General features: G+C 58.5%; 16 protein-coding genes, 1 tRNA gene and 1 pseudogene. 10 read left to right on the forward strand and 8 right to left on the reverse strand.

The annotated features are described in order from the left end of the window. The first annotated feature begins 124 nt into the window (after positions 1-124). From B9Z49_RS10970 to B9Z49_RS10980, 3 genes are all read left to right on the forward strand, one after another. Complete coding sequence (locus B9Z49_RS10970) at positions 125-1,108, forward strand: polyprenyl synthetase family protein (RefSeq protein WP_108353488.1); 984 nt, start codon at positions 125-127, stop codon at positions 1,106-1,108. Between the two features lie 24 nt (positions 1,109-1,132). Continuing rightward, positions 1,133-1,534: a surface-adhesin E family protein gene (locus B9Z49_RS10975; protein WP_146188517.1), complete on the forward strand. Its 402-nt coding sequence runs from the start codon at positions 1,133-1,135 to the stop codon at positions 1,532-1,534. A gap of 117 nt (positions 1,535-1,651) precedes the next feature. Beyond that, positions 1,652-2,647, forward strand: coding sequence for a tripartite tricarboxylate transporter substrate binding protein (locus B9Z49_RS10980; protein WP_108353490.1), 996 nt, complete (start codon positions 1,652-1,654; stop codon positions 2,645-2,647). Between the two features lie 28 nt (positions 2,648-2,675). Here B9Z49_RS10980 and B9Z49_RS10985 read toward each other — a convergent pair whose 3' ends face one another. After that, the gene (locus B9Z49_RS10985) at positions 2,676-3,626 is read right to left on the reverse strand and encodes an NAD(P)-dependent oxidoreductase (protein WP_255418894.1); all 951 of its coding nucleotides are present in this window, start codon (positions 3,624-3,626) and stop codon (positions 2,676-2,678) included. Positions 3,627-3,811: 185 nt separating this feature from the next. Between B9Z49_RS10985 and B9Z49_RS10990 the strand changes: the two are divergent. From B9Z49_RS10990 to B9Z49_RS11015, 6 genes and pseudogenes are all read left to right on the forward strand, one after another. Then, positions 3,812-4,987: pseudogene (locus B9Z49_RS10990) on the forward strand (GspE/PulE family protein); the annotation flags it as partial. Next, positions 4,984-6,198 carry a type II secretion system F family protein gene (locus B9Z49_RS10995; RefSeq protein WP_108353493.1) on the forward strand — a complete coding sequence of 405 codons (1,215 nt, stop codon included), beginning with the start codon at positions 4,984-4,986 and terminating at the stop codon, positions 6,196-6,198. The pseudogene B9Z49_RS10990 and the gene B9Z49_RS10995, both read left to right, overlap by 4 nt. Position 6,199: 1 nt before the next feature. Further along, positions 6,200-7,018 carry an A24 family peptidase gene (locus B9Z49_RS11000; RefSeq protein WP_108353494.1) on the forward strand — a complete coding sequence of 273 codons (819 nt, stop codon included), beginning with the start codon at positions 6,200-6,202 and terminating at the stop codon, positions 7,016-7,018. 6 nt (positions 7,019-7,024) lie between these two features. After that, positions 7,025-7,639: a dephospho-CoA kinase gene (gene coaE, locus B9Z49_RS11005; RefSeq protein WP_108353495.1), complete on the forward strand. Its 615-nt coding sequence runs from the start codon at positions 7,025-7,027 to the stop codon at positions 7,637-7,639. 22 nt (positions 7,640-7,661) lie between these two features. Continuing rightward, positions 7,662-8,417: a cell division protein ZapD gene (gene zapD, locus B9Z49_RS11010; RefSeq protein ID WP_108353626.1), complete on the forward strand. Its 756-nt coding sequence runs from the start codon at positions 7,662-7,664 to the stop codon at positions 8,415-8,417. Then, positions 8,414-8,629 carry a DNA gyrase inhibitor YacG gene (locus B9Z49_RS11015; protein ID WP_108353496.1) on the forward strand — a complete coding sequence of 72 codons (216 nt, stop codon included), beginning with the start codon at positions 8,414-8,416 and terminating at the stop codon, positions 8,627-8,629. The genes zapD and B9Z49_RS11015 overlap by 4 nt, the downstream gene beginning before the upstream one ends. Before the next feature lie 8 nt (positions 8,630-8,637). Here B9Z49_RS11015 and B9Z49_RS11020 read toward each other — a convergent pair whose 3' ends face one another. The 4 genes from B9Z49_RS11020 to secA form a co-directional block, all read right to left on the reverse strand. Continuing rightward, on the reverse strand, positions 8,638-9,132 hold the full coding sequence (locus B9Z49_RS11020) for an NUDIX domain-containing protein (RefSeq protein WP_108353497.1): 495 nt from the start codon (positions 9,130-9,132) through the stop codon (positions 8,638-8,640). Then, complete coding sequence (locus B9Z49_RS11025) at positions 9,129-10,019, reverse strand: ATP-binding protein (protein ID WP_108353498.1); 891 nt, start codon at positions 10,017-10,019, stop codon at positions 9,129-9,131. Before B9Z49_RS11025 ends, B9Z49_RS11020 begins: the two co-directional genes overlap by 4 nt. Next, on the reverse strand, positions 10,016-11,245 hold the full coding sequence (argJ, locus tag B9Z49_RS11030) for a bifunctional glutamate N-acetyltransferase/amino-acid acetyltransferase ArgJ (RefSeq protein WP_108353499.1): 1,230 nt from the start codon (positions 11,243-11,245) through the stop codon (positions 10,016-10,018). The genes B9Z49_RS11025 and argJ overlap by 4 nt, the downstream gene beginning before the upstream one ends. A gap of 89 nt (positions 11,246-11,334) precedes the next feature. Further along, positions 11,335-14,103 (reverse strand): preprotein translocase subunit SecA, encoded by a 2,769-nt coding sequence (secA, locus tag B9Z49_RS11035; protein WP_108353500.1) that lies wholly within the window; start codon positions 14,101-14,103, stop codon positions 11,335-11,337. A gap of 240 nt (positions 14,104-14,343) precedes the next feature. Here secA and B9Z49_RS11040 point away from each other — a divergent pair, with 240 nt between their 5' ends. Further along, entirely contained in the window at positions 14,344-14,646 is a 303-nt protein-coding gene (locus tag B9Z49_RS11040) for a DciA family protein (protein WP_108353501.1), read from the forward strand. Positions 14,647-14,718: 72 nt separating this feature from the next. Here B9Z49_RS11040 and B9Z49_RS11045 read toward each other — a convergent pair. The 3 genes from B9Z49_RS11045 to B9Z49_RS11055 all read right to left on the reverse strand — a co-directional run bounded on the left by B9Z49_RS11045 (position 14,719) and on the right by B9Z49_RS11055 (position 15,946). Further along, positions 14,719-14,794 (reverse strand) — tRNA-Thr (locus B9Z49_RS11045). A gap of 53 nt (positions 14,795-14,847) precedes the next feature. Continuing rightward, on the reverse strand, positions 14,848-15,291 hold the full coding sequence (locus B9Z49_RS11050) for a ClpXP protease specificity-enhancing factor (protein WP_108353502.1): 444 nt from the start codon (positions 15,289-15,291) through the stop codon (positions 14,848-14,850). A gap of 43 nt (positions 15,292-15,334) precedes the next feature. Further along, the gene (locus B9Z49_RS11055; RefSeq protein ID WP_062406307.1) at positions 15,335-15,946 is read right to left on the reverse strand and encodes a glutathione S-transferase N-terminal domain-containing protein; all 612 of its coding nucleotides are present in this window, start codon (positions 15,944-15,946) and stop codon (positions 15,335-15,337) included. Between the last annotated feature and the right edge of the window lie 43 nt (positions 15,947-15,989).

Consider the following 15,989-nt stretch of genomic DNA (forward strand, 5'->3'; position numbering starts at 1 on the left):
TCGCCTCCCGAATGCACCTGATTCAGGGGGCCAAGCGGGACGGTCTCTATAATATACACATGAATTGGGTGTGTTTTATTCCACCCGCCTAGGCTCCACCGAGCTCCCCTGCCGGATCTTCCATTTGTCTGCCTCAGAAAACAGCACCGCAGCCGTTCTAGAACTGGTGGCCCCAGACATGGCCATGGTCGACCATGTCATTGCCCAGCGCCTCGATTCCGGTGTGCCCTTGGTGGGAGAAGTGGCCCGTTACATCATTTCAGCTGGAGGTAAGCGCCTTCGACCGGTCCTGCTGCTGCTCACTTGCGGGGCCTTGGGCTACACCGGTGGCCAGCGCCACAACCTGGCGGCCGTGGTCGAATTCATCCACACCGCCACCTTGTTGCACGACGATGTGGTGGACGAGTCCACCCTCAGGCGCGGCAGGCCCACGGCGAATGAACGCTTTGGTAACCCGGCCAGCGTGCTGGTGGGTGATTTTTTGTATTCGCGCGCCTTTCAGATGATGGTGGATGCAGACAGCATGAGGGTGATGCAAACCCTGGCCGATGCCACCAACGTGATCGCCGAAGGCGAAGTGCTGCAACTGATGAACATGCACGATGCCTCGCTGGACGAAGAAGGCTATCTGCGCGTGATCCGATCCAAAACCGCCAAACTGTTTGAAGCCAGCGCCCGACTGGGTGCGATCTTGGCAGGAAGCCCCGCAGCCATTGAAGCCGCGTGCGCTGATTACGGTCAGGCCTTGGGAACTGCCTTTCAGGTGATCGACGATGTGCTTGACTACGATGGCAACACCACGGAGATGGGCAAAAACCTGGGCGATGACCTGCGCGAGGGCAAGGCCACCTTGCCTTTGATTCTGGCCATTCAGCGCGGCAACACCTCACAAAGTCAAACCGTGCGCGAGGCCATTGAAACCGGTAGCGTTGAACGCCTGGCCGACATCGTGACCATCGTGCGCGAAACCGGAGCCCTGGAAGCCACCCGGGATGCCGCCGCCGCCGAGGCCCAAAGGGCCATCGATGCTGCCCTCCAGCTGCCCGACAACGCACACCGTCAGGCCATGGTGCTGCTGGCATCGCAGTTGCTTGCTCGGCGCACCTGAGCGAAGAGTCCGGCAAGAATGAACATGACATATTTCAAAATATTTACCATCGTGCTCATCGCCTTGTCCAGCGCTTTGGCAGCTCCTGCCATGGCTGCGCCCAAATGGGAAGTCATCGTTTTGAACGATCAAGGCATGTTCTACATCGATGCCAACTCCGTCACGCAAGAAGCTGGCCGCAAGGTCTTGTGGAGTGCGATCGATTACAAAAAAACTCAAACGACCGCTCAAGGCCAGCCTTACCTGTCGGCCCAGACTCAGTTGATGGTCAACTGCGAAGCCAAGATGGCACGCGTGATGCATTTGACCCATTACAGTGGTGCCATGTTGACGGGCAAGGTGGTCAGTCGCCAGGGCATGTTGCACGATTGGATGGACATCGATCCCACATCGGCCATTCAAAGAATCGCTCGGCGCGTCTGCTGAAGCACTTGCGGCCATGAGCTTGTCACTTTGGTGATGCGTCGGGTCAATTGACTTGTGTGATAGTGATTTTTCTTCCTGCTCTGCACAGTCAGGAGGTCACAACCACAAGGAGACTTCATGCGTTCGATACCTCAAAAATGGCGCCAAATCTGCGCCTCTGGCTTGTTGGGCCTGGTGACGCTTGCGCTTCACCCTGTGAGCCTGGCGCAGTCCTACCCCAGCAAACCCATCAAGATGATCGTGCCTTTCCCTGCAGGGGGCACCACCGACATTGTTGCCCGCATCGTGGCGCAAAAAATGAGCGAATCCATGGGGCAACCCGTCACGGTGGACAACCGGGGCGGAGCTGGCGGTGCCATTGGTGCTGACTTGATGGCCAAAGCGGCCCCCGATGGTTACACCATCTTGATGCACAACCTGTCGTTTCCGCTGGCCTCGGTGGCGCAAGCCCTGGCCAACCGTTCCCCCTTCAATGTGGACACCGACTTTGCTGGGGTCTCGATCGCCGTGTATGTGCCTTTTGTCTGGACGGCCAGCCCCAGCGTACCCGCCAAAGACCTGAAAGAACTGGCCAACTTGCTGCGCACCAACCCTGCGCTGCAATACAACTATGGTTCGACGGGCCCGGGCTCCACCATGCACGTGTTGGGTGAGGCCTTCAAAAAAGAAGGCAAAGTTAATATCACCCACATTCCTTTCAAGGGCGCGGCCCCTCTCAAGCAGGAATTGCTGGCGGGTCGACTCCAGGTCGGTGGCGATCAGTTGTCTTCCTCCTTGGGCGAGATCAAGGCCGGTACGTTAAAGGCCATCGCCACAACGGCATCCAAACGCATCCCGGGCCTGCCCGATGTGCCCACCGTCAGGGAGTTGGGCTTTCCCAACCTGGAACTGGAAGGTTGGAACGGTGTCTTTGCCCCAGCCAAAACACCCAAGGACATCATTGAACGGCTGAACAAGGAAGTGATCGCCGCTGTGCGCCACCCCGATGTGGTCAAGCGCCTGAACGACCTGGGTGCCGAGGGCGTGGGCTCAACACCGGCCGAACAAGACGCCATGCTGCGCCGGCAGATGGACCAGTTCCGCGCCATCATCCGGGAAATGCGCCTCGAGTGAGGCCTGCATCCAGGGGGCTGCGCACGAATCAGGCGCGGCCACCTTGTGACAACCACCACACCAGCAGCTCTGAACAATCCTTCGCATCCAGTCCGCTCTGTGCGGCAGCTTCGAACTTTTGCAGGGCCAAAGCCGTCAGGGGCAGGTTTTTGCGCGTCGCCGATCCCAAGTCCAGCATGGCTTGCATGTCTTTGCGCATCGTCGCCACATTGACCGTGACCTGATCACTTTTTTGCTGACTCAGGGTCTTGGCAATCATGCCGCCACGCACCTTGAGCATGTTGGGCCCGCCCGATGACTCCGACAGAATGTCGATCACGCGCTGGGGATCGAGTCCCAAGGGCTCAACCAAAGACAGTGCCTCGCCCAAGGTTTGCCAATACACCATCAAAGGCAAATTGACAGCCAGTTTCATGGTGGCGCCCGCCCCGTGCGGCCCCACATGCTCCACACGGCGGCACATCACGTCGAGCAAGGCCTGGACCTTTTGCAAGTCCTGCGCGTCGCCACCGACAAAGCCCAACAATTTGCCCTCTTTGGCGGGCCCCACACTACCGCCCACCGGACACTCCAGAAAACGGGCTTGGACCGCTTGCGCACGCCGGGCCATTTCTTGCGGCTTGGCAGGGCGAACGGTGCTCATGTCGATGAACACCTTGTCATGAACTTGGCCCGCGAGCAAACCCGACGCCGAACCATAAACGTCGTCGAGCGCCGCCTCATTGGTCAGCACAGTGATGACCACATCGACCGACTCAGCCAAGGCTTTGGGTGATTCAGCCCAACGAGCTCCTGTATCCAACAAGGGCTGGGCACGCTCAGCGGTGCGGTTCCAAACCGTCACGGGCATACCCAGTGACAACAACCGCGACCCAATCGCTGCGCCCATCTTGCCGATGCCTGCAATACCCACGTGCATGTTTGTCTCCTGTTGTCCCATTGAATGGCCATTATTTTGAGGGAAGTGCGAAAGACTCACTGCAACAGAGGTCCTTGACGGGTCGCTTTTTTGAGTGCTCTCTTCGGCCAAGCAAGAACCGGCAAATCCATGACGAGGGATTTACAAATCACGCACCAAGCGCCATGATTTGAGTTTTTTAGTATTCAATAAATAGGCTGCATCTCATGGATTCTGTTAAAACACGACCGCCCCTGACCGGGCACGATGACGCCCCAGTGGTCAGCTATGTTCAAAAACTATTGGAAGATGCGGTGGCGCTGAAAGCCTCTGACCTGCACTTTGAGCCTTATGAACACCAGTACCGGGTACGCATGCGCATTGATGGAGAACTGCGCGAGGTGGCCTCACCGCACATGGCCCTGAAGGACCGTTTGGCATCGCGCATCAAAGTGATGTCACGTCTGGACATTGCCGAGAAACGCCTGCCGCAAGACGGCCGCATGAAACTGCAATTGGACCAAGGGCGGGAGCTGGACTTGCGTGTCAGCACCTTGCCCACCTTGTTTGGTGAAAAACTGGTGATTCGGGTGCTGGACTCCGCTCAGTCTCAACTGGACTTGAGCCTTCTGGGCTACGAAGCAGAAGACCTCGAGCGCTTGCTGGCCGCTATCCGCGCACCACACGGCTTGGTGCTGGTGACAGGCCCCACCGGCTCGGGCAAGACGCAATCCTTGTATGCCTGTCTGAACCTGCTGAACACACCCGAGGTGAACATCGCCACGGTGGAAGACCCCTGCGAGATCCAGCTCGAGGGCGTCAACCAGGTCAATGTGCAGGACAAACCCGGCCTGAGCTTTGCCGTGGCCTTGCGTGCTTTTTTGCGGCAAGACCCGGACATTTTGATGGTGGGCGAAGTGCGTGATCTGGAGACCGCCAACATCGCCATCCAGGCAGCGCAAACCGGGCACCTCGTGCTCTCGACCTTGCACACCAACGACGCCCCTGCCACCTTGGTGCGCTTGCGCAACATGGGCACAGCCCCCTACAACATCGCTGCCAGTGTGAGCCTGATCACGGCGCAACGCTTGGTGCGCTGCCTGTGCCCGCACTGCAAGCGCGCGTCCAGCGTACCCGCCGTGATTTGGCACAAAGCAGGGTGGCCACCCCGTCTGCACCTAGCAGACCCCGTGCCCGTGTTCGAGCCCGTGGGCTGCCCGCTATGCCACAAAGGCTTTGCCGGGCGAACCGGGATTTTCCAGGTCATGCTCGTGAGCGCCGAAATGCAGAAACTGGTCTTACAAGAAGCTGGGATACAAGAGATGACGCGTCAAGCTCGAAGCGAAGGGATGAGCAGTTTGCGCATGGCCGGCTTACGCAAAGTGCTGCAAGGCATCACCTCGCTGGACGAGGTACTGGCCGCTACGCGAGAAAGCACATGAGCGCCCCACCTTCTGCTCGCGCCACAACGGTCTTTCGATGGACCGGCAGCGACCGTCAAGGCCATGCCCAAAGCGGCCAAATTCAGGCCCTGAACGCCGACTTGGCCCGTGTACAGCTGCGCAGGCAGGGGCTACAACAAGTACAGGTTCAGCGCCTGTGGTGGTCGCCGCCGGATACCGTCAAAGCCAAAGACCTGGCCGTCATGACCCGCCAATGGGCGGCCATGCTGCGGGCAGGCGTGCCCGTTGTACAGGCCCTGGGCATGCTGTGCCGCAGCATGAGCGCCAAAGGCCTGGTGATCGTGATGAACAAAGTGCGCAGCGAAGTGGAAGCCGGCGTGGCCCTGCACGACGCCCTGGCCAAACACCCGAAACATTTCAGCGGCCTTTATGTGCACATGGTGCAAGCCGGCGAAGCCGCCGGGATTCTGGACACGATGATGGAGCGGCTGTCTTTGACGCTGGAAAAAAACGAAGCGATGCGCTCCAAAATTCGTTCGGCCTTGATGTACCCCATCGCCGTGATGGCCGTGGCCTTGGGTATTTTGGTGCTGATACTGGTGCTGGTGGTGCCGGTTTTCCAGGATGTGTTCCAGTCCTTTGGGGCCGAATTGCCCTTGGCCACGCAACTGGTGGTCGGCATGAGCAACGCGCTGGTTCGGGCCTGGCCTGCGGGTGTGCCCTTGGTCTTGATGCTCCTTTGGGCAGCACAACACAAAAGCCCGGCAGCCAGCCGCATGCGTCAGTGGTTGGCGCGTTGGTGGCTGCACTGGCCAGTGCTCGGGCCGCTGTTGACCACGTCGGTGGTGGCGCGTTGGGCGCAGACCCTGTCGGCCTTGCTGGCTGCGGGTGTACCCTTGACCGAAGCCTTAGGGCCCACAGCCCAGGCATGCGATCATGCAGTTTTTGCGCACATCACATTGCAAATCCAGCGCCAAGTAGTGCAAGGCCACAGTTTGAGCGAGAGCATGGCCCAAAGCGGGCGTTTTCCGGCGATGATCGTGCAGTTGTGCGCCACAGGTGAAGAAACCGGGGCCTTGGACAGCTTACTGGGCAGGGCGGGTGCCCTGATGGAAAGCGAGCTCGACGACCAGGTCAATGGCCTGAGCAGTTTGCTGGAGCCGCTGATCATCGTGGTGCTCGGCGGCTTCATTGGGGCCATCTTGGTGGCCATGTACTTACCAATATTCAGTTTGGGGCAGGTTTTTTGACATGAACGACAGCGTTTTGGCACTCGGCCTGGCGACTTTGCTGGGTTTGATGATCGGCAGTTTCCTGAACGTGGTGATCTACCGCCTACCCCTCATGCTGCAAGCGCAGTGGGATGCCCCGCTGGGCGATACCCCGCCAGATGCGCCCCACTTCAATCTGGCAGTGCCCCGCTCGCACTGCCCCCACTGCCAGCACGCCTTGGCATGGCACGAGAACATTCCGCTGCTGAGTTTCCTTCGACTGCGCGGCCGATGCGCCCACTGCCAGGCCCCCATTGGTTGGCGATATCCGGCCATCGAACTGATCACTAGCGGTCTGTTCATGTGGTCAGCGGCTGAACACGGCTTGGGTTTTCAGGCGCTCGCCTGGGCCGGCTTTGCAGCCGCTTTGGTGGCATTGGCCGCCATTGATGCCGACACGCGCTTGCTGCCCGACGCCATCACCCAACCCCTGGTATGGGCGGGTATGCTCGCTGCCAGTCTGGGGCTGACGGGCATTGGGCTGAACGAAGCCCTCTGGGGAGCTGCTGCAGGCTACTTGTTTTTATGGACGGTGTTCTGGTTGTTCAAAGCCGTGACTGGCAAAGAGGGCATGGGTCAGGGCGACTTCAAGCTGCTCGCCGCTTTGGGGGCCTGGCTGGGTTGGCCCGCACTGTTGTCCTTGATCTTGATCGCCTCTTTTTCCGGGGCGATCGGTGGCCTCTGGCTCAAGTTGCGAGGTCAATTGGACGACAATGGCCAACTGGCTTTCGGGCCTTTTTTGGTGTTGGCAGGTTTGTGGGTCATGGCCTTTGGTCCTCTGCCCTGGTTTTTGATCTGAACGTCCATGACACAACGCACCTGGCGCATTGGCCTGACCGGCGGCATTGGCAGCGGCAAAAGCACCGTGGCGGGCTTTTTGGCGCGGCGCGGCGCGGCCATCATCGACGCCGATGCCATTTCTCGCAGCCTCACGGCACCGGGCGGCAGGGCCATGGCAGACATCGCACACACCTTCGGTAAAGCCTTGCTCAGCCCGGATGGCGCCATGGACCGACAGGCCATGCGCGAGCGCATCTTCCGTGACTCACAAGCCAAGCGCCAACTCGAACAGATCGTCCACCCTCTGGTCAGCCAGATCACGGCCGAGCAAGCTCAAGCGGCTATGCAAAATGGCCACCGTGTCTTGGTGTTTGATGTGCCCTTGCTGGTGGAATCGGGTGAGCGTTGGCGCAAACAGGTGGACCGCGTGATCGTGGTGGACTGCGATACCGAGACCCAAACGCAAAGGGTCATGGCCCGCAGTGGCCTGGTCAGCGCAGAAGTAGCACGCATCATGGCTCAACAAGCCTCGCGGTCACAACGCTTGGCCTGCGCCGATGCCATTCTTGTTAATCAAGGTCTCAGTTTTGATGATCTAGATGCCCAAGTGGCTCAGCTTGCCGCCGACTTCGGGCTATGATGGCGGCATTGGAAAATGCCGCGTGATACTGTACGAATACCCATTTAATGAACGCATTCGCACCTATTTGCGACTGCAGCAGCTGTTTTCCCGTTTGGGTGAACTTGTCGGTCGCGATCAGGCTCTGGACCACCATTTCGCCTTGATCACTCTCTTTGAAATCATGGAGGTGGGGGGCCGATCGGAACTCAAGTCCGAGGTGCTCAAAGACCTCGAACGACAAAAGCAAGTTTATAGCGCTTACAGGGGGAATCCCGCTATTTCTGAAAAGGCGCTAGACGGGCTGATTGCCCAACTCGATCACCTCTTTGAAGCCCTCAATCATGTGGCCGGAAAAATGGGACAAAGCTTAACGGATCATGATTTCCTGATGGCCCTCAGAAGCCGTGTGGCCATCCCGGGGGGCACTTGCGAATTTGACTTGCCCGCCTACCACGCTTGGCAGCACCATGATGCAAGCAGCCGTACCCGTGATTTGCAACAATGGATTTTGCCTTTTGCACCTTGGGCTCAAGCCATTGAGCAGTTGTTGCAAATGCTGCGCGAATCAGGCTCCAGCCAAAAAGTCATGGCCACTTCAGGTCAGTTGCAACAAAACCTGCCCCAAGGGCGAAGCTTTCAGCTGCTGCGCCTGAAGATCGACCCCTCTTTGGGCTTGACGCCCGAGATCAGTTGCAATCGCTTGCTGGTGGTGATTCGCATGATGCGCCAGCAAAGCGACGGCAAATTGGTGGCCACGACCGATGACGTGCCCTTCGAGATGACTTTGTGCGCATGAGCGTCGTGAACCCGCCTGAATCTTTCAAACCACGCCAAGTGCGTTGCCCGGCCTGCGCTGGTACCAGCTTTTACAGCCCCAGCAATCCTTACCGTCCGTTTTGCAGCGCACGCTGCAAAGGCGTGGACTTGGGGGCCTGGGCCAGCGAAGAATTCAAACTGCCCGACGAGACCCCACCCGACGAGACTTTTGGCGATCCACGTCTGCAGTGACGAGATGCCTAGGCGTGTGCGCCCTCGTGTGTGTGTCCTTTGAATTGCCGCTCTTCGGCCAACCAAGCCAACACGGGGACGGTGCCCGGCAATACCGGCACAACCGCTACGGGCAGGGACTGCCAAGCGTGTGATTGCGCTTCCCGCATTTGCAATTCACCCTGCCAGTCCCACACCTTGCAAAAGTGCAGCCGCACCAAGGCGTGGGGGTAATCGACCATCTGGTTTTTCCAAACCTGCGCTTGCCCGATGGTGATGCCCAGCTCTTCTTGCAGTTCACGGCGAAGCGCTTGCTCAACCGACTCGCCCGCTTCGAGTTTTCCGCCAGGGAATTCCCAATAGCCTGCATAAACTTTGCCTTCGGGGCGCGAGGTCAGCAAAAACTGGCCATCGGCTTGCAGCAACACGCCCACCGCCACATCGACCACGGCGCGCTCGGCTTGGCCTGCAGTCAGGTCTTGCCGCACTCGCTCGCCGTCTGCGACCAGCAGGCCTGCGCTCATGCGCGGTCCGATTGGCGGCCCATCATGTCTCGGGCAAACTGGTAGGCCACACGGCCGCTGCGTGAGCCGCGTTCCAAAGCCCAGAGCAAAGCATCGGGACGCGCCGCATCGATTTGCGCGGGCGTGGCACCCAAAGCACTGAGCCATTGGCCTGCGATGGTCAGGTACTCGTCTTGCGAGAAAGGGTAGAAACTGATCCACAGGCCAAAGCGCTCTGACAGGGAAATTTTCTCTTCCACGCCTTCACCCGGGTGCACTTCGCCGTCGTCAGTGTGCTTATAGGTGAGGTTCTCGCTCATGTACTCGGGCAAGAGGTGGCGGCGGTTGCTGGTCGCGTACACCAGCACATTGGGAGTCGAGGCGGCCACGGTCCCGTCCAAAATGGACTTGAGCGCCTTGTAGCCCGGCTCACCGTCTTCAAAGCTCAAGTCGTCGCAGTACACAATGAACTTTTCATCCCGCCCGGCCACCACCTCGATGATGTCGGGCAAATCGGTCAGGTCTTCCTTGTCCACCTCGATCAGGCGCAAGCCTTGCGGTGCATAGGTGTTCAGACAGGCCTTGATGAGCGAGGATTTGCCGGTGCCGCGTGCGCCCGTGAGCAGCACATTGTTGGCCGGATGGCCATGCACAAACTGCTCGGTGTTGCGTTGCAGCTTTTCTTTTTGGTCGTCGATTTCCTTGAGATCATCGAGCGTCATGGCCGCCACATGGCGCACCGGCTCCATCACACCATGGCCTGAAGAACGCTTGCGGTAGCGCCAGGCAATGGCCTGCGTCCAGTCGGGGGCCGACAGGGGTTGGGGCAAGACCGACTCGATGCGGTCCACCAATTGGCTAACTTTGGCCAGCAGTTGGTCCAGGGCTGAAGAAGAAGGAGAGTTCATGAACGGTAGTCCGCGTTGATGGTGACGTAATCGTGGCTCAGGTCGCAGGTCCAGACGGTGTCGCTGGCCGTGCCACGGCCCAAGCCCACGCGCACGGTGATTTCACTGCCCTTCATGACACGCTGACCGTCTTGTTCGCGGTACTCGGCGCGACGACCGCCTTGCGAGACCACATGCACGTCGTCCAGGTGCAGCTCGATCAAACCTTGGTCCAGGTCTTCGATGCCCGCATAACCCACCGCGGCCAGGATGCGGCCCAGGTTCGGGTCACTGGCGAAGAAGGCGGTTTTTACAAGCGGCGAATGCGCGATCGCATAGGCCACTTGGCGGCATTCCTCGGCCGTGCGGCCGCCTTCGACCTGCACCGTGATGAACTTGGTGGCGCCCTCACCATCGCGCACGATGGCATGAGCCAACTGACGGGCCACTTGCATCAAGCCCTGCAACAAGGCTTGGCCTTCGGCACTGTCCAGCGAGGTGATAGGGGTATGCGCCGCCTTGTGCGTGGCGATCAGCATGAGGGAATCGTTGGTGGAAGTGTCGCCATCGATGGTGATGCGGTTGAACGAACCATCGGCCAGTTGCTTGGCCAGCTCAGGCAACAGGGACGGGGCGATACAGGCATCGGTGGCCACAAAACCCAGCATGGTGGCCATGTTGGGTCGGATCATCCCCGCGCCTTTGCTAATGCCCGTAATGCTGATGGTCTGCCCTCCAACTTGCACCTCCACACTCGAAGCCTTGGGCACGGTGTCGGTGGTCATGATGCCTTCTGCCGCCTCGGCCCAGTGGGCGGCTTGCGCATCGACCAGCGCAGCAGGCAGGCTCGCTACGATGCGGTCCACCGGCAGCGGTTCCATGATCACACCTGTCGAAAACGGCAACACTTGTGCGGGCGTGCAGTGAAGCAATTTGGCCAAGGCCTCACAAGTCTGGCGGGCATGGGCCAAGCCCGGCGCACCCGTGCCCGCATTGGCGTTGCCGGTATTGATGACCAAGGCGCGCACGGCACTGCCCGCGGCCAGGTGCTCACGGCAGACCTGCACAGGGGCGGCGCAAAAACGGTTGCGAGTGAACACGCCCGCCACGCTTGCACCCTCATCCAGCAAAAATACAGTGAGGTCTTTTCGGTTGGCTTTGCGCACACCTGCTTGCGCGATGCCGATGCGCACGCCAGCGATAGGTTTGAGTTGTGTCGAATCAAGGGGGGGCAGGTTCACGGGCATGTCGGTCCTTCACAAAAGCAGGAGTTCTCAGCACAAGCGGGGTAGCTCAAAGAAAACGGGCCGAAGCCCGCTTCATAAGCTCAGCCTTTTCAAGCCAGTTTGCCGTGGCATTGTTTGAATTTTTTGCCACTGCCACAAGGGCAAGGTTCATTGCGCCCAACCTGGCCCCAAGTGCTGGCCAAATCAGCAAGCCCACCTGCAGCCGCAGCAGCTCCGGCAGCCTGCACTTGTGGTTGTCCTGTTTCATCCGGGGCGGTATAAGTCACATTGCTGATCTGCTCAGCCCGCTCCTCAATGGCTTGGGCTGCTTGCTGCATTTGGTCGCCCGAATCGATGCGCACCATCATCAAAGTCTTGGTGACTTCGTTTTTCACAGCGTCGAGCAATTGGCCAAACAACTCAAACGCTTCACGTTTGTATTCCTGTTTGGGTTGCTTTTGCGCATAGCCCCGCAGGTGAATGCCCTGACGCAGGTAATCCAAAGCGCTCAAGTGTTCGCGCCAATGGGTATCGATGCTCTGCAACAAGATCATGCGTTCAAAGGACACGAAACTCTCGGCCCCCACTTGGTCGAGCTTGGACTGAAACTGTGCATGGGCAGCAGTCACGACCGTCTCCAGCAGGTCTTCGTCCGAAATTGCGCTGGAAGCTTGGACTTTGCCTTGCAAATCAAGCGTCATGCTCCACTCTTCAGCCAACACTTTTTCCAGACCCGGCAGATCCCATTGCTCTTCTACCGACTCGGCCGGAACAAACTGGCGCACCAGATCGGTAAAGCAACCTTCGCGCAAGGCCGTGATCTGGGCGTGCATGTCTTGCGCATCCAGAATGTCGTTGCGCTGCTGGTAAATCACCTTGCGTTGGTCATTGGACACGTCGTCGTATTCGAGCAGCTGTTTACGGACGTCAAAGTTGCGCGCCTCCACTTTGCGCTGGGCACTTTCGATGCTGCGTGTGACGATTCCCGCTTCGATTGCCTCGCCCTCGGGCATCTTCAACCGGTCCATGATGGAGCGCACACGGTCACCCGCAAAAATGCGCATCAAAGGGTCGTCCAAGCTCAGGTAAAAACGTGAAGAACCTGGGTCGCCTTGGCGGCCCGAACGGCCGCGCAGCTGGTTGTCGATGCGGCGCGACTCATGCCGCTCAGTCGCGATGATGCGCAATCCGCCCAAGGACTTGACCTGCTCATGCACGGCTTTCCACTGCTCACGCAGCTGGGCCACTTTTTCATGGCGGGCCGCCTCTGGCAGGCTCGCATCTTCTTCAATGGCCTGAACGTCTTTTTCAATGTTTCCGCCGAGCACGATGTCCGTGCCACGACCGGCCATGTTGGTGGCAATCGTGATCATGCCGGGTCGTCCGGCCTGGGCCACGATGTCCGCCTCGCGTGCGTGCTGTTTGGCGTTGAGCACCTGGTGAGGCAGCTTTTGCTGTGTTAGCAGTTGCGCAATCAGCTCCGAGTTTTCAATCGAAGTGGTGCCCACCAGCACCGGCTGGCCTCGCTCGAAGCATTCTCGGATGTCCGCAATGGCCGCGGTGTAACGCTCTTGCGAGGTTTTGTATACCCGGTCCAGCTGGTCTTCGCGCTGGCTCTTGCGGTGCGGCGGAATTACCATGGTCTCTAGGCCATAGATTTCCTGGAACTCATAAGCCTCTGTATCGGCCGTGCCCGTCATGCCACCGATCTTGTTGTACAAGCGGAAATAGTTCTGGAAGGTGATGGAGGCCAGCGTCTGGTTTTCGGCCTGGATTTGCACGCCCTCTTTGGCTTCCACCGCCTGATGCAAGCCATCACTCCAGCGGCGGCCCGTCATCAAACGGCCGGTGAATTCGTCGACGATGATGATCTCGCCGTCCTGCACCACATAGTGCTGATCGCGGTGGTAAAGGTGTCGAGAACGCAAAGCAGCGCTCAAGTGGTGCATCAGCGTGATGTTGGCCGGGTCGTACAGGCTCGTGCCTGCTGGGATCAATCCCATTTGCGCGAGCACAGCTTCGGCTTTTTCATGGCCATCTTCGGTCAAGAAGACTTGGTGCGATTTTTCATCGACCGTGAAGTCGCCGGGTGTGATGATGCCCTCGCCAGTGCGTGGGTCGGCCTCGCCTTCCTGGCGGGTGAGCAGCGGCACGACCTGGTTCATAGCCAAGTAAGTGGCTGTGTGGTCTTCCGCCTGCCCACTGATGATCAAGGGCGTACGGGCCTCGTCGATCAGGATCGAGTCCACCTCGTCCACGATGGCATAGTTGAGCGGACGCTGCACACGGTCATGGGCTTCGTAGACCATGTTGTCGCGCAAGTAATCGAAACCGTATTCGTTGTTCGTGCCGTAGGTGATGTCAGCGTTGTAAGCGGCTTGCTTGTCTTCTCGCGGCAGTTGAGGCAAATTAATGCCAACCTTGAGCCCCAGGAAGTTGTAGAGCTTGCCCATCCATGTGGCGTCACGGCTGGCCAAGTAGTCGTTCACCGTGACCACATGCACACCCTTACCTGCGATGGCGTTGAGGTAGGCCGGCAGCGTCGAGGTCAGGGTTTTGCCCTCGCCCGTACCCATCTCGGCAATCTTGCCGTTGTGCAAGGCGATGCCACCGGCAAGCTGCACATCGAAGTGGCGCATCTTCATGACCCGCTTGGAGCCCTCACGCACCACGGCAAAAGCCTCGGGCAACAAGGCATCCAGGCTCTCACCAGCGGCTGCACGATCGCGGAAGCTTTGCGTTTTGGCCCTCAGCTCATCGTCGCTCAGGCTTTCGAGTCCAGCCTCCATGGCGTTGATACGCTCGACGGTTTTGCGGTAAGTTTTGAGCAGGCGGTCATTGCGACTGCCGAAAATCTTGGTGAGGAATGGGATGGCCATGTCAATTAGATCCACATTCAGCACAGAGGCTGAAAAACAGACCGTCTATCCTGTCTGGTTAAAAGTTTCATGAAATCCGGGCTTGCAGGGCAAAAGTCCCCATCAACCCGACAAGCCACCCAAGGGCAACCTGCATAACCAGATGATTTTAGCCGCTTGACCAGCCCTCCTCGAAAGCCTTTTCATGGCACTGTGCCGAGGCTTCACGCCTTGCCAGATAATCGAGGCCAAAGACAAGCCATGCAAAGACGCCACCAAGCCATTCCCCTGCAACAAGCTGCCCAAGAGTCCCCCACCTTTTCGCTGCTGATGGGACGGGTGCGCGATTCGTCCGATCGCCTGCAGGCCATTGGCAGTTTGCTGCCTGCGCCTTTGCGTGCCGGCATCCAAGCCGGCCCCATTGAAGATGGCGCCTGGTGTCTGCTGGTGAGCTCGAACGCCGTGGCCGCCAAGCTGCGTCAATTGCTGCCCGCCTTGCAAGAGCATCTCAACGTCCAAGGTCTTGGTGTGTCTTCGATCCGCATCAAGGTGCAAAACCGCTGAGGCCCCACCGTATTAGCTTCAAATTCGGAACACAAAAAAGCCCTGACTTTTGAAGGGTCAGGGCTGAAGTTTTGGTGCCGCTTGTCGGATTCGAACTGACGACCTACCGCTTACAAGGCGGGTGCTCTACCAACTGAGCTAAAGCGGCACGGGCTGAATTTTAACGTGCTCTAGGGCTGACTTTGCACACGACCTTAATTTTTATTTGATACGCTTGAGTGCGGGTCTACCGGGGCTGGGTGCTGCGGGCTTGTCTTCACTGTCGGCACTTGCAAGCAAAGGGCTATCGATCGAGGACAAAGCGGCAGGAGGCGCTTGTTCATCACTCACAGGAAAAGCCATGCCCTGCCCATTTTCACGGGCGTAGATGGCCATGACCCGGTGGATAGGCACCATGATTTCACGCGGCTTGCCACCAAAGCGGGCTTTGAACTCGATGAAGTCGTTGCCCAGCTTCAATGAACTGGTGGCGTCCATGCTGACGTTCAGCACAATCTCGCCCCCTTGCACATACTCACGCGGCACTTGAACCGAGTTGTCTACCTTCACCGCAACATAGGGTGTGAAGCCGTTTTCGGAACACCAGTCGTACAAGGCGCGAATCAGGTATGGCCTGGTTGATGGCAGTTCGGTATTGCTGATCATGCGTTGTCCTCCGTCGCCATTATTTACCCGAAAACACCCGGCTTTACTTGCGCATGACCTTTTCAGAAGGCGTCAGCGCCTCGATGTAGGCAGGACGCGAAAAAATGCGCTCAGCGTACTTGAGCAACGGGGCTGCATTTTTGCTGAGTTCAATACCGTAGTAGTCCAGACGCCACAACAAAGGTGCAATGGCCACATCCAGCATGGAAAAGTTGTCGCCCAGCATGAACTTGTTTTTCAGGAACACCGGGGCCAACTGGGTCAGGCGGTCGCGGATGTGCGAGCGGGCTTTTTCCAGCGCCTTGTCGTTGCCTTTGAGCGCACGATTTTCCAAGGTCAGTACATGGGTGAACAGTTCTTTTTCGAAGTTGAGCAAAAACAAGCGCACCCGGGCGCGGTCCACCGGGTCACCGGGCATCAACTGGGGATGCGGAAAGCGCTCGTCGATGTACTCATTGATGATGTTCGACTCATACAGGATCAGGTCGCGCTCAACCAAAATCGGCACCTGACCGTAGGGGTTCATCACATTGATGTCTTCTTGCTTGTTGTACAAGTCCACATCGCGAATCTCGAAGTCCATGCCTTTTTCAAACAGCACAAAGCGGCAGCGGTGTGAAAAAGGGCAAGTCGTTCCGGAATAAAGCACCATCATGGTGGAGGCTCCTCAAAAAATCAAAAAGAGTGGGAGGCCCAAA

It is taken from the genome of Limnohabitans sp. 2KL-51 (assembly GCF_003063645.1).
GTDB lineage: Bacteria > Pseudomonadota > Gammaproteobacteria > Burkholderiales > Burkholderiaceae_C > Limnohabitans_A.

What these genes read in the sequence shown, in the direction of transcription:
- B9Z49_RS10975 (WP_146188517.1), top strand. Translation starts at nt 1,133, where the DNA reads ATGACATATTTCAAAATATTTACCATCGTGCTCATCGCCTTGTCCAGC.
- B9Z49_RS10980 (WP_108353490.1), top strand. Translation starts at nt 1,652, where the DNA reads ATGCGTTCGATACCTCAAAAATGGCGCCAAATCTGCGCCTCTGGCTTG.
- B9Z49_RS10995 (WP_108353493.1), top strand. Translation starts at nt 4,984, where the DNA reads ATGAGCGCCCCACCTTCTGCTCGCGCCACAACGGTCTTTCGATGGACC.
- B9Z49_RS11000 (WP_108353494.1), top strand. Translation starts at nt 6,200, where the DNA reads ATGAACGACAGCGTTTTGGCACTCGGCCTGGCGACTTTGCTGGGTTTG.
- coaE (WP_108353495.1), top strand. Translation starts at nt 7,025, where the DNA reads ATGACACAACGCACCTGGCGCATTGGCCTGACCGGCGGCATTGGCAGC.
- B9Z49_RS11015 (WP_108353496.1), top strand. Translation starts at nt 8,414, where the DNA reads ATGAGCGTCGTGAACCCGCCTGAATCTTTCAAACCACGCCAAGTGCGT.
- B9Z49_RS11020 (WP_108353497.1), bottom strand. Translation starts at nt 9,132, where the DNA reads ATGAGCGCAGGCCTGCTGGTCGCAGACGGCGAGCGAGTGCGGCAAGAC.
- B9Z49_RS11025 (WP_108353498.1), bottom strand. Translation starts at nt 10,019, where the DNA reads ATGAACTCTCCTTCTTCTTCAGCCCTGGACCAACTGCTGGCCAAAGTT.
- argJ (WP_108353499.1), bottom strand. Translation starts at nt 11,245, where the DNA reads ATGCCCGTGAACCTGCCCCCCCTTGATTCGACACAACTCAAACCTATC.
- secA (WP_108353500.1), bottom strand. Translation starts at nt 14,103, where the DNA reads ATGGCCATCCCATTCCTCACCAAGATTTTCGGCAGTCGCAATGACCGC.
- B9Z49_RS11040 (WP_108353501.1), top strand. Translation starts at nt 14,344, where the DNA reads ATGCAAAGACGCCACCAAGCCATTCCCCTGCAACAAGCTGCCCAAGAG.
- B9Z49_RS11050 (WP_108353502.1), bottom strand. Translation starts at nt 15,291, where the DNA reads ATGATCAGCAATACCGAACTGCCATCAACCAGGCCATACCTGATTCGC.
- B9Z49_RS11055 (WP_062406307.1), bottom strand. Translation starts at nt 15,946, where the DNA reads ATGATGGTGCTTTATTCCGGAACGACTTGCCCTTTTTCACACCGCTGC.